Raw genomic sequence first — 11,547 nt, 5'->3', positions numbered from 1 at the left:
CGGTTATGGAAACCACATTAATTCGTGGTAAAAAATTCTTTCGACTCGGACGTCGAATGTTTGGAAAATACGACATTTCTGGGATATCCATCCAAGACTGCGTATTTGAAAACTGTAGTTTTGGATACAACAACGTTCCCCTGGCTCAGAAGCGTGATTCTGTTAAGGATATGCAGCTTCTTAACTGCAAAGTCTCGAAGTGTATCCTCGGGCCTGCGGAAATTCGATCTACTCAAGTACATAATCTTTCTGGCGATATGTTAATTTGTTGGGGCACCCTTTTCGATCAAGTCGTGCTTGAAGGGGAAATCCAGCGGCTTATGTTACACGGCATTCCTGAGTCGAGGCCGAGTGCTGCTATTCGATCATCACATGAGAAAAGATCTAAGGAGTTTTATAGTAGGGTCCAATGGGCGTTAGATATTTCTCAAGCCCAATTCGATGATTTTTCAATTCGTAATGGAGCTGTTCCATTAAGCCTGATCCGCCGAGACATAAATTGCCAGTTCATAATCTCAGGTCTTTCTGGTTCAGATTTGCGCGGAGAAATAGCGGCGTTACCTTTGTCCGACTACAGTAAGGCCGTGTTGAGCACTACGATTGATGAGAACGTCAACGAAGTCCTGCTTGTTGCGCCGCAGCTGGACAAGCCACTTTATAATCAAGTATTACGTGATGCCGAGGCTCTAGCAAGAATAGGCGTACTTAGCTAATGGTTTGATTCGGTAAACACTGCACCAAATGGTGGAATCTTCCGACAATTCAACGACGGATATACTGGCGCGAACCGAAGCGTGATGTGGACGGAGACTCCCGCAGAGATGGTCGGGCGTTATTTTAGTAACATTGTAGATTTTGGCATCAATCTCCTGCCTGGTTCTTCGTTCCCTGAAGTCGGAAGGCTTGCAGGAGAAGGTAATTATGGTGCTGCGGCAATGGCTCTAGGAAGCGAATTCCTTGGGCCCTTGGGTAAAGAAGCTCGTGGCATTGGCGCTCTCGGGAGGGAAGCTGAAAAATCCGTTGTTTATTCCGTCGCATTTGAGACTACGATCGAGAAATTAGGAGCAGGCACTAGGGCATCTCATTTCTCAAGTGCTAACAAGGCACTCATTGCGACAATGCAAAGTGACGCCGCATTTGCGAAATCAATAGACGACCTTGGCATTAAAATCGACCGAATGGATAGAAGCCCAGCCGGTTGGAGTTGGCATCATGTTCCGGATCAGCCTGGGGTCATGCAGCTGATTCCTCGAGCGCAGCACCAAGGTGGAGCATGGCAGTCGATATTGCAGCCGGATCAAGTAGGTGGCTTCAGGCTATGGGGCGCTGACTTTTAGGAGATAAAAGTGAAACTTCAAGATGCTCTTGATAACGTCAAATCTTTAAGCGATGACAAAGTTATCTTTGCGCGTAAACCATGGACACTCGAATCCGAGGCAGATGTTGGTTTATTAGATTTTGAATTTCGTGTGCCTGTAGAAGTGACAAACAATGGCTTGGATTATTTCTTGGAGGTGAGCGTTGCTAACGACGTGCTTGAAGTTTTTGGTGATCGTCAGCCGTCAGTAGATGAGCAGAGGGCATTGCTGATGTATTACGCTGAAAATGATGCCTATCCTAAATGGGTCTATCATTCAGAATAACATTGGAATAGTTGATGGGGTGTCTCTTCGGCCGTTGACAATCGAAGAAGAAGACTTGGCCTGGTGCATATGAATGGCCGGGTGTATGACCCTGTGGTCGGCAGGTTCCTGAGCGGTGATCCTCTTGTACAGGATCCGACGAATGGTCAGAGCTACAATCGCTATAGTTGTGTTCTGAACAATCCTACGAACTTGACGGATTTGAGTGGGTTTACCGCGTGTTCGGGTAGCGAAGCTCAGGAGAAAAAATGTAGGGACGAGTCGAATACGTCAGCGCGTCGCTTGTCCGGCAGCATGCGGGGTACCGGCGCGGGCGTCGACGTTATTTTTAGTTCTGAACCAAATGGCAAAACGACAGACCCTCAGGTTGGTGCACTCATCCCGTCAGCTTACCCGTGGCCCGGCTTGGCCGCTGCAGGGGCGGATTTGTGCAACAACGCCCTCCGTGGTACAGACATTTATCGACATCGTTACATTCAGAGAGAATATGTGAGGGCCAGCTCCATATAATTTCATGATCGCAATAATTATCGCCACGGCGGTCTCCGATGTACCTCTCCCTTTTCTGCCGTTTCTACCTCAGGCGCGCCTACGAGGCCTACCCGGTGCAGTTGGTGGGAACAGCCGCATGCCTGGCGATGTTGATCGCCGTTCTGGCGGCATGGGGCGGCATCCAACGGCAAGTCAGTCACTTGGCAGACGAAAAGAAGGCGCTGCTGCATAGAAGGCCGGGAGCACCGCAGTCCGAACGCGCAGACGTTGCCGTGATCGCACTCCCGCAACTGCAAAGTGCGGAGATCGTCAAAAGCTTCAACAACATTGCCGATGACTTGCATGTGCCCCTGGAGGAGGTTGCCTACTCCCTCGACAATGCAGATCGCACGCCATATCTGAAATACCGGATCACGCTCAAGACAAAGGTCGGCTACAGCGAAATCCGCAAGTTCCTCGCTGTCGTGTCGTCGGAGATTCCGAACGCCGCTCTGGACAATATTCGCTGCAGCCGGACCGACGCCGCCGCACCGGTCCTTGGATGCGAACTCGAATTTTGCGCGTTCTTCAGCAAAAAAGATCATGGATAAGCACGCGAAGCTTAGATGGACCGTGCTGTTGTCCGCACTGGCGGCGACGCTGGTCGCCATGTTCTATCCCGTCGATGGGCCGGTTGAATCCCGGATACCGGCAACGGTCCGGCCGGGGCCGAGCCCGGTAATCAAGCTGGTCGCGGCGCCGGCATCGAAAGAGCAATCTCGTCCCGTCTGGATCGCGAGCGACGAAAACCCGTTCGGTCTGCGGGTGTGGGAGACCTCGCCGCCGCCGGTGGTCGAAAGCGCCCGCGTCGTCCAGTCGGCGGAACTGGTGCAAACTGCGCCCGCACAGGAAGCGCCGCCGCCGCTCCCTTACCGCTTCCTTGGACAAATGCAGGACGGCGGCAACCGGATCATTTATCTGGGTCGTGGCGAGGAAGTGTTGCTCGCTCATCAGAACGATGTGCTGGAGGGGAGCTACAAGGTCGTAGCCATCAACGACAGCATGATCGAATTCGAGTCGGTTCAGTCGGGGATTAGGCAGGCGCTGCCGATCCCGGCTCAGTAAGGGCATTCATGACGAACATGTTATATCGTTGGAGCGGGTTGATATTGGCGGCTGGAGCGCTGGGCGGCTGCGCCGCACAAATGCATCACCGGACCGGTATCGAAGCGCTCGGCAAACGCGATTATCCGACGGCCGTCTCCGAACTGGCGCAAGCATCGAAGCTGGCGCCGGACGACCACGAATATCGCCGCGACGCACTGCGTGCCCGCGAAACTTCGACGGATACGCTGATGGCCGAGGCGCAGGACGCGTTGGCGACCGGCGACCGTGCCAAGGCCGCCCAACGTTACGCTACTATCCTGAGCTACGATCCGGCAAATGAGCGCGCATTGGAGGGACAGGAAAAATTGCGCGAGCTGGGACTCGCGGATGCTGACGCCAAGGAGGCGCTCGCCGCGCTGAAGCAGGGCGAGATGGCGCAGGCTGCGGAATTGATTGCGCGTGCCTTGAAGCGTGCTCCCGGCCATGCCGGCGCGCTGGCCGTTCGCCGTGAGCTCGACGCAGTCCAGGCAAAACAGACGATCACGCCGCCGAGCCTGAGCCAGGTGTACAGGAAGCCGATCAATCTCGAGTTTCGCGATACCAGCATCAAGCTCGTGTTCGACGCTTTGTCGCGCACGACGGGCATCAATTTCATCTTCGACCGTGATGTACATCCTGACCAGCGTACGACGGTTTTTCTCAAGCAGACATCGCTGGACGATGCGATCGATGTGATCCTGTCTACCGGCCAGTTGGAAAAGAAGGTTCTCAATTCGAGCAGTGTGCTGATATATCCAAGCACCCCGGAGAAACGGCGCGAATATCAGGATCTTGTAGTGCGCGCTTTTTATCTGTCGAACGTCGAGGCCAAGCAGGCCGCCAACATGCTCAAGACGGTGTTGAAGCTGAAGGATATCTTCGTCGACGACAAATACAATATGCTGGTGCTGCGCGAAAGTCCGGAAGCGATCGGTCTAGCCGAAAAGCTCATCCGCTTGCATGACCTCGACGAACCCGAGGTCATGCTCGAAGTCGAGGTCCTGGAAATCAACCGTTCGCGCCTGCTCAATGCCGGCATCCAATGGAGCAGCCAGTTGACCGTGGCGCCGCTGGGCGGCACCACGTCGACGCCGACGAACGGTACGACGACGGCGACGATGAAGCTGAGCGACCTGAAGGCGTTGACTTCGGATAGCATCGGCATCACGGCGCCCAGCGCGACGATCAATCTGCAGAAAACGGACGGGGACGCGAATCTGTTGGCCAATCCGCGCATCCGCGTGCGTGACCGCGAGAAGGCCAAGATCCTCATCGGCGACAAGGTGCCGGTCGTGACGACAACGAGCACGAACTCGTTCGTCACGGAGAACATCCAGTATCTCGACGTCGGCCTCAAACTGGAAGTGGAGCCGGAAATCCATCTGCGCGACGAAGTCGGATTGAAGCTGTCGCTGGAGGTCAGTTCGCTGGTGTCTGCCGTCAAGACGAATAATGGCTCGCAGGCTTACCAGATCGGCACCCGGAATTTCAGTAGCGCGCTACGGCTGCGCGACGGGGAGACGCAGATTCTGGCGGGCCTGATCAGCGACGAGGATCGCCGTTCCGCCAATCGCATTCCGTTGATCGGCGAATTGCCCGTACTCGGCCGCTTGTTCGGCAGCCAGAACGACTCGCGGCAAAAGAACGAGATCGTGCTCTCGATTACGCCCCACCTGATTCGCAATATCCAGCGTCAGAGTCCGGCCGCGGAATCGTTCTGGTCCGGTACCGAGGCAAGCCTGCGCGATCGACCGCTGCAACTGCGTACCGTCACGACGGAGCGCGGGGCGGAGGCGCAGGGTATGGCGCCCAGTGCCGTGCTGGCCCCGCTTGCGTCGGCGACTGCGGCGAACGCCCCGCAACTGCGATGGGAAGCGCCGTCGACGGCGAAGGTTGGCGAGCCTGTTCAACTGATCCTGGCGATGGACAGCGCCGATGCCTTGCGCGCCGCATCGCTGCAGGTCGCCTACGATCCGGCCGTATTTGAACTGGTCGCGCTGAACGACGCCGGCTATTTTGGCAAGGACAACAAATCGGTCTTCAGTAAGTCCATCGACGGCGCGAGCGGTCGCGCATCTGTCGGTGTGAAAGCGCAGAACGACGCCCCTGCGAAAGGGCCGGGCCGCGTGCTGGCGTTGACCCTGAAGCCTCTGCGGCCGGCCCTGGATGCGTCGGTCTCGGTGATCTCGATGACGCCCGTCGGGGCGCAAAAGGCAATCGGCAGTCCGGCGCTGCCTCTCGCGCACGTGATCACGGTGACCAATTGAAGTGCCATCCTTTGCGCCGCACCGCCGGTTTCAGCCTGATCGAGCTGCTTGCCGCCGCGGCCATTCTCGCGGTGATGGCGACCGTTGCGGTGCCTGTCATCGAAACGACTGTGCGGCGCGACAAGGAGCGGCAACTGCGCCAGGCGCTGCGCGACATTCGCGGCGCCATCGACGCTTACAAGGCGGCGGCCGCGAGCGGACATATCGCGTTGAAGCCCGACGACTCCGGCTATCCGCCGACGCTGTCGGACCTCGTCGTCGGCGTTCAGGACCAGGCCAACAAGAATGGCGCAAGGTTGTATTTTCTGCGGCGGATTCCGCGCGATCCGTTCGTACCGGATTTGTCCGTGGCGCCCGAGGATACGTGGGGCAAGCGCAGCTTCGATTCTCCACCCGAAGCGCCGCGCGAAGGCGTCGACGTATTCGACGTGTATTCGAATTCACCACTCACCGGCTTGAACGGCCAGCCGTACCGGGAGTGGTGACATGCGCCGGCGCGGATTCACGATGATCGAATTGCTGGTGACCCTGGCCATTCTAGGCTTCCTGGTCGCAATGGCGGCGCCCCGCTACTTCGGTAACCTGGACAAGGCAAAGGAAGATGTGTTGCGCGAGGATTTGTACGTGCTGCGCGACGCGATCGACAAGTTTTATGCGGACCGCAACAAGTATCCGGACGCGCTCGACGACCTGGTCACGCAGCATTACCTGCGCAAGGTGCCGGTCGACCCGTTCACGCAGAGCGCGCACAGCTGGGTCGCCATACCGCCGCCGGATCCTTCGATGGGTGCAGTCGCCGACGTGCGCAGCGGCGCCCCGAATACCGGACGTGACGGCACGTGGCTCAAGGATTGGTAGCCGTGCGTCGCGAGCAAGGCTTCAGTTACGTGATCGTCATGTTCCTCGTGGCGGTGCTGTCGATTACGGCAGTGCGGGCACTGGAGAACACGCTGACGCGGGAGCGCCGCGACAAGGAGGCGGAAACGCTGTGGCGGGGCCTGGCCTACCGCGAAGCGATACGGATCTATTACGAGAGCTCGCCGGGGACTGGCAAGAGTTATCCGCAGGAGCTGAAGGATCTGCTGTACGACAGCCGGCTGGTGCGCCCGACGCGGCCTTTGCGCAGGCTCTATACCGATCCAATGTCTGGCGATGCCTGGATTGCCATTCGCAATGAAGAGGGACGGATCATCGGCGTCCAACCGAATTCGAATGCCGTCCCGCTCAAACAGGCGGGTTTTCCGGACGCGCTGGCCGCGTTCACGGGCGCGAAGCATTACAGCGACTGGAAATTCGTTTATCAACCGAGGTAACAACGGCATGGCTTCGTTCATCAACCTTCGCATGCGCCGCACACGACCAGCCGGGTTCACGCTTCTCGAACTGCTCGTGGTCATCGTGATCATTGGTTTGCTCGCCGCGTTCGTCGCACCGAAGTACTTCGGCCAGATCGGAAAATCCAAGGTGCAGATCACCCGGGCCCAGATCGAGTCCTTCGAAAAAGGGCTGGACCAGTATCGCATCGATACGGGGCATTATCCCCCCACCGAGGCCGGCCTGGTCGCGTTGTTCGTCCAGCCGCCCAACGAGGCGAACTGGCAGGGCCCTTATCTGAAAAAGGGCGTTCCCACGGATCCCTGGGGCCATGCGTACGGCTACCGGACGCCTGGCGCGGACGGCCGTGAATATGAAATCGTTTCCTACGGCGCCGACGGCCAGCAGGGCGGCGCCGGCGAAGACGCCGACATCGTCAGCTGGAACTGAACATGCGATTCCACGTCAAGCAGCTCGATGCCTCCATGGCCGTTGTCGACAGCGTGATCGATGCCGCAAACGAAGCGGAAGCGCGCGAACTGATCGCCAACTCGGGTGGTCGCCTCATCGAACTTAAGGCCGTTCATGGCCTCGTGCCGATAGCGAAAACGGGGCGGGATTTCAACCTGGACGTCTTCAACCAGCAGATGCATTCGCTACTCGAAGCCGGCCAGACCGTCGTCGACGCGATCGAAATCCTGGGGCGGAACGACCGCAAGGCCGCGAGCCGGGCTGTGTACGACGTCCTGCTGCGCAGCCTTCGCTCGGGCAAGCAACTGTCCGATGCCATGGAAGGTCTTCCGTCGATCTTTCCGCCGCTGTACATCGCAATGGTCCGGTCGAGCGAAACGACCGGCACCGTACGCGCGTCGATCCGTCGTTACCAGCTGTACCGGCAACAACTGGACACATTGCGCGGCAAGCTAAGGGCGGCAGCAACCTATCCCGCGATTCTTCTCGTGGTCGGCTTCCTCGTCATCTCGTTCCTCATGTTATACGTGCTGCCGCGATTCAGTGCCGTATACGACGACGTCGGAACGATGCGCAACGGCAGCGCGGCATTCGTACAATGGTGGGGCACCTTCGTCCGCAACAACCAGGTCGTCGCATGGGGCGGATTCGCCACGGTGACGCTTGCATTGGTTGTACAGGTATTCCATCCCGTGGTACGCAGCGCCGCGTTTCGCCGGCTTCTGGCGACGCCCTGGGTCGGAGAACGCGTGTGGGTGTTGCAGCTCGGGCGGCTGTATCGCACGCTCGGCATGCTGCTGCACAGCGGCGTCAGCGTGCTGTCGGCGCTACACATGACACGCGCGTCGCTGCCGCAGGTCATGCATGGCCGGATCGACGAAGCGGCACGCCTCATCAGTGAAGGCATGCCGATGTCGGCGTCGTTGCGCGATTGCGGCCTTGGCACCGAGGTCGCCGTGCGCCTGCTGGTGGCCGGCGAATCTTCCGGCAACCTGGCGCAAATGATGAACCATATCGCCGATTTCTACGACCAGGAAACGGCGATGTGGGTCGACACCGCCGGCCGCCTGATCGAACCGGTCCTCATGCTGGGCATCGGCCTGGTTGTCGGCGCCATTGTGTTGATGCTGTACAGCCCGATCTTCGACCTTGCCAATATCGTGTAAAGGGATCCCGTGAGTTTTACCATACAAGACCTTGCGTCGGTCAGCAGCATGCATTCCCTCGAATGGCTCGACGTCCTGTCGCAACGCCAGGCTATGTCACGCGACGCCGCGTTGCGCCACGCTTCCGACCTGCTGGGCTATCAACTCATCGCCGACGACGCGTTCGACGCGCTGATGCCGGACTTCGAGACCGTCGCGTACGCGCAGATGGTCGCGCGCGTCGTCTTTATTGCGCGCGACGAGGGCGGCATGCGCCAGGCCGTCGTCGGCCAGCCCCTGTCGCCCGCGCTGGGAGCGTGGCTTGCTACCCTCGACGTCGCCGACGTCCGGATGGCCGATCCCCAGTTGCTGCTGGCCAGGCTCGAATCGCACGAGGCGTCGTTTAGCGCCGTGGCCGACGCGGTCGGGGAAGAGGTTGCCGGCGTCATCGAACGCAGTTCGGGCGCCGAGCTGACTCTGACGTCCATCCAGGGCGAGGCCAGCCCCGCCGTGAAGCTCATCAACTCGACCGTGTTCGATGCACTGAGGCTCGAGGCGAGCGACATTCACCTGGAATCCCTGCCGCAGGGATTGCTGATCAAGTTCCGCATCGATGGCGTGCTGAACAAGATCGCGATGGTAAACAATCCCGTCCTTGCAGACCAGTGCATCGCGCGAATCAAGGTCTTGGCGGAGCTGGATATCGGCGAGAAGCGCGTGCCGCAGGATGGACGCTTCCGCGTCGCATCGAAAGGCCGCGACATCGACATCCGCGTGTCCATCATGCCGAGCATTCACGGAGAAGACGCGGTGCTGCGCGTGCTCGATAAAAAGGCCCTGATGGACAGTGTGCAGCGCTTGACGCTCGATTCCCTCGGCTTCGACGCGCGAACCATAATGTTGTTGCGTCGGCTGGCCGCGGAACCGTACGGTATGATGCTTGTGACAGGGCCAACGGGGAGCGGAAAAACCACCACGCTGTATGCGGCGCTCACCGAGATCAATCACGGCGAAGACAAGGTCATTACAATCGAGGATCCGGTCGAGTACCAGCTTCCCAGCGTGTTGCAGATTCCCGTGAATGAGCGCAAAGGATTAACGTTTGCTGTAGGCCTGCGTTCGATTCTCCGTCACGATCCGGATAAGATCCTGGTCGGTGAAATCCGCGATCCTGAAACGGCGCAGATCGCGGTTCAATCGGCATTGACCGGCCACATGGTGTTCACGTCCGTGCACGCCAATAACACGTTCGATGTGATTGGACGCTTCATGCATATGGGCGTGGACCCATACAACTTCGTATCGTCGCTGACGGGCGTCGTTGCACAGCGATTGGTGCGTCAGAATTGCGCGTTTTGCGCCGAAGAGGTGGAAGTCGATAGGACGCTTCTAGCAGAGTCGGGAATCGTAGATCCGGCTGGGTACCGGTTCAAAGCCGGACGAGGCTGTGTACAGTGCAGGAATACCGGCTACAAAGGACGTCGTGCGATCGCCGAAGTATTGCGCCTTACTGACGAGATACGGGAAATGATCGTCGCGCGCGCATCGATCCGTTCGCTCAAGGAGCAGGCTCGCAACGAAGGCACGCGGTTTCTCCGCGATGTCGCGCTCGATCTGGTCAAGGACGGCCACACAACGTTACAGGAGGTGAATCGTGTTACGTTTGTGGCCTGAGCATTTGACGGCGGTCGTGTATCCGGACGCGAATGTTCTTTACGGCGCCGGCGGCAGGGAGGTCGCCCGATACGTACCTGTGGCGCGGGCCGCATTCGATGTTACGGAAAATTTAGATCGCCTTCTTGATGCATATCCGCGGCGTGGTCGAGCCCAACTGGACCTTATCGTTTCCGATAGTGCCGCGCGTACAATCCCTTTGATCTGGCAGGATAGTCTCAACAACGGTGAACAATATGAAGCCTATGCTCGTGCCTGTTTCGATCAAGCCGGCTTTAACCTCGACGGGGACTGGGTCGTGCAGGCCGGATATCGTCATTTCCGTAGTGTCGGATTCGGTTATGCGTTGCCTCGCGCGCTTGTCGTGGAGGTAGGGAACCGTCTGCTTGAACGTCGGATGCGCTTCAGGTCGATTGCACCGATTTCCGCTTACGCCTACTGGCGCAATACGGGAAATGTACGGGGCAGTCGGACCGTCCTTATTTTGCGTGAGTGCGGGCGCTTGAGTGCCTTGCTGTTCCATGGGAGGACGTGCGCCGGCGTGCAGGTGCAGCCGATGGGCGCCGGTTTTCCTGATGCCTTGCGACGACTAGCGAACATGCTGGACGCCACGCTTCCCGCAGTGTCACACCTTCGGTTTTGGACGCCGACTGTCGACACCGCCGAGACGGAATTGATCAAGAGCCGATTTCCCACATCAGATTTTGAAGTACTCCCGGGGCTGCGATGGGCGTGAACCTGGATCAGACGATACATTATCTCGGGCCAAAGGCACGGCATGCGGCGCGTTGGTGGTTTTTGTTGGCGGCGTCCGTTGCGGCTGCGCTCTGGGCTGGCGTCGAGCTTTATCGACATTACGAGAACCTGCTCAGGCAAGAGCGCATTCTTGCCTCGCTGCAGCAGGCGACCGCCAGATCTCCCTCGCACAAAACCCGTCTTCCGGATCCTGAGTCACAGCGTAACTGGAACGAACTGCGGCAGGAACTGAGTTTCTCCTGGTACCCGATGTTCGCCGCGTTGGAGCGCACCAGTAAGCCTGATATTGCTCTGCACGAGTTTTTGCCGGACAAGATAGCACGGCGGCTGACCTTGCGTGGTACGTCGCGCGACATAAAGTCATTGGTGGACTATCTGGCTGCCTTGTCGGCCGAGCCGTATTTTTACAATGTTTATCTTTCCCATCAAAAGAAAGGCATGCAGGGCAACGCCGACATCGTGACGTTCGAGATCCGAATGCAACTCCGCGATTGAGCGACCGAGAAACTGCCACGCTGTTTACCGCACACCGTTAATCCTTCGGAACCTGTAGGGCCGCATGGCGGCGAAATGTTGAGGGGCGATGACGGACGACGTGCCCCATGTGGGGTTCGTGTCCACGTTTGCGAGAGCGGACATCCGCAGCGGCCGCAGTAGACG

14 protein-coding genes and 1 pseudogene are annotated in these 11,547 nt (G+C 58.5%); all 15 read left to right on the top strand.

Annotated features, from left to right (window positions below; all coding sequences use genetic code 11):
* Positions 1-5 precede the first annotated feature (5 nt).
* The 15 genes and pseudogenes from ISF28_RS21995 (at position 6) to ISF28_RS21925 (ending at position 11,382) form a co-directional block, all read left to right on the top strand.
* Entirely contained in the window at positions 6-713 is a 708-nt protein-coding gene (locus ISF28_RS21995; protein ID WP_198119321.1) for a hypothetical protein, read from the top strand.
* Positions 714-797: 84 nt separating this feature from the next.
* Entirely contained in the window at positions 798-1,337 is a 540-nt protein-coding gene (locus tag ISF28_RS21990; protein WP_198119320.1) for an HNH endonuclease, read from the top strand.
* 9 nt (positions 1,338-1,346) lie between these two features.
* The gene (locus tag ISF28_RS21985; protein ID WP_198119319.1) at positions 1,347-1,643 is read left to right on the top strand and encodes a DUF7716 domain-containing protein; all 297 of its coding nucleotides are present in this window, start codon (positions 1,347-1,349) and stop codon (positions 1,641-1,643) included.
* Between the two features lie 57 nt (positions 1,644-1,700).
* A pseudogene (locus ISF28_RS31265) lies at positions 1,701-2,153 on the top strand (RHS repeat-associated core domain-containing protein); the annotation flags it as partial.
* Positions 2,154-2,191: 38 nt separating this feature from the next.
* The gene (locus ISF28_RS21975; protein WP_198119317.1) at positions 2,192-2,725 is read left to right on the top strand and encodes a hypothetical protein; all 534 of its coding nucleotides are present in this window, start codon (positions 2,192-2,194) and stop codon (positions 2,723-2,725) included.
* On the top strand, positions 2,718-3,239 hold the full coding sequence (locus ISF28_RS21970) for a hypothetical protein (RefSeq protein WP_198119316.1): 522 nt from the start codon (positions 2,718-2,720) through the stop codon (positions 3,237-3,239). Before ISF28_RS21975 ends, ISF28_RS21970 begins: the two co-directional genes overlap by 8 nt.
* Positions 3,240-3,247: 8 nt before the next feature.
* A complete protein-coding gene (locus ISF28_RS21965) occupies positions 3,248-5,527 on the top strand; it encodes a secretin GspD/PilQ domain-containing protein (RefSeq protein ID WP_198119315.1) in 2,280 nt (759 codons plus the stop codon).
* Positions 5,528-5,538: 11 nt separating this feature from the next.
* A complete protein-coding gene (locus ISF28_RS21960; protein ID WP_229519280.1) occupies positions 5,539-6,012 on the top strand; it encodes a prepilin-type N-terminal cleavage/methylation domain-containing protein in 474 nt (157 codons plus the stop codon).
* A gap of 1 nt (position 6,013) precedes the next feature.
* Entirely contained in the window at positions 6,014-6,385 is a 372-nt protein-coding gene (locus ISF28_RS21955; RefSeq protein WP_198119313.1) for a type II secretion system protein, read from the top strand.
* A 2-nt stretch (positions 6,386-6,387) separates the two neighbouring features.
* Complete coding sequence (locus tag ISF28_RS21950; RefSeq protein WP_198119312.1) at positions 6,388-6,840, top strand: pilus assembly FimT family protein; 453 nt, start codon at positions 6,388-6,390, stop codon at positions 6,838-6,840.
* A 7-nt stretch (positions 6,841-6,847) separates the two neighbouring features.
* Positions 6,848-7,291, top strand: coding sequence for a type II secretion system major pseudopilin GspG (gene gspG, locus ISF28_RS21945; RefSeq protein WP_267876970.1), 444 nt, complete (start codon positions 6,848-6,850; stop codon positions 7,289-7,291).
* A 2-nt stretch (positions 7,292-7,293) separates the two neighbouring features.
* Positions 7,294-8,478: a type II secretion system F family protein gene (locus ISF28_RS21940; RefSeq protein WP_198119311.1), complete on the top strand. Its 1,185-nt coding sequence runs from the start codon at positions 7,294-7,296 to the stop codon at positions 8,476-8,478.
* A 48-nt stretch (positions 8,479-8,526) separates the two neighbouring features.
* Complete coding sequence (locus ISF28_RS21935; RefSeq protein WP_198119310.1) at positions 8,527-10,131, top strand: GspE/PulE family protein; 1,605 nt, start codon at positions 8,527-8,529, stop codon at positions 10,129-10,131.
* A complete protein-coding gene (locus tag ISF28_RS21930; RefSeq protein WP_198119309.1) occupies positions 10,112-10,867 on the top strand; it encodes a hypothetical protein in 756 nt (251 codons plus the stop codon). The genes ISF28_RS21935 and ISF28_RS21930 overlap by 20 nt, the downstream gene beginning before the upstream one ends.
* Positions 10,858-11,382 (top strand): PilN domain-containing protein, encoded by a 525-nt coding sequence (locus ISF28_RS21925; protein WP_198119308.1) that lies wholly within the window; start codon positions 10,858-10,860, stop codon positions 11,380-11,382. The genes ISF28_RS21930 and ISF28_RS21925 overlap by 10 nt, the downstream gene beginning before the upstream one ends.
* Positions 11,383-11,547: the final 165 nt, after the last annotated feature.

Source organism: Massilia rhizosphaerae (genome assembly GCF_016093545.1).
Lineage (GTDB): Bacteria > Pseudomonadota > Gammaproteobacteria > Burkholderiales > Burkholderiaceae_D > Telluria > Telluria rhizosphaerae.
This window is presented reverse-complemented; position numbering and strand designations above follow the sequence as displayed.

Excerpts from the sequence above, each read along its gene's own strand:
- ISF28_RS21940 (WP_198119311.1), top strand. The coding sequence starts at position 7,294 with ATGCGATTCCACGTCAAGCAGCTCGATGCCTCCATGGCCGTTGTCGAC.
- gspG (WP_267876970.1), top strand. The coding sequence starts at position 6,848 with ATGGCTTCGTTCATCAACCTTCGCATGCGCCGCACACGACCAGCCGGG.
- ISF28_RS21965 (WP_198119315.1), top strand. The coding sequence starts at position 3,248 with ATGACGAACATGTTATATCGTTGGAGCGGGTTGATATTGGCGGCTGGA.
- ISF28_RS21935 (WP_198119310.1), top strand. The coding sequence starts at position 8,527 with ATGCATTCCCTCGAATGGCTCGACGTCCTGTCGCAACGCCAGGCTATG.
- ISF28_RS21970 (WP_198119316.1), top strand. The coding sequence starts at position 2,718 with ATGGATAAGCACGCGAAGCTTAGATGGACCGTGCTGTTGTCCGCACTG.
- ISF28_RS21955 (WP_198119313.1), top strand. The coding sequence starts at position 6,014 with ATGCGCCGGCGCGGATTCACGATGATCGAATTGCTGGTGACCCTGGCC.
- ISF28_RS21995 (WP_198119321.1), top strand. The coding sequence starts at position 6 with ATGGAAACCACATTAATTCGTGGTAAAAAATTCTTTCGACTCGGACGT.
- ISF28_RS21975 (WP_198119317.1), top strand. The coding sequence starts at position 2,192 with ATGTACCTCTCCCTTTTCTGCCGTTTCTACCTCAGGCGCGCCTACGAG.
- ISF28_RS21925 (WP_198119308.1), top strand. The coding sequence starts at position 10,858 with ATGGGCGTGAACCTGGATCAGACGATACATTATCTCGGGCCAAAGGCA.
- ISF28_RS21990 (WP_198119320.1), top strand. The coding sequence starts at position 798 with ATGTGGACGGAGACTCCCGCAGAGATGGTCGGGCGTTATTTTAGTAAC.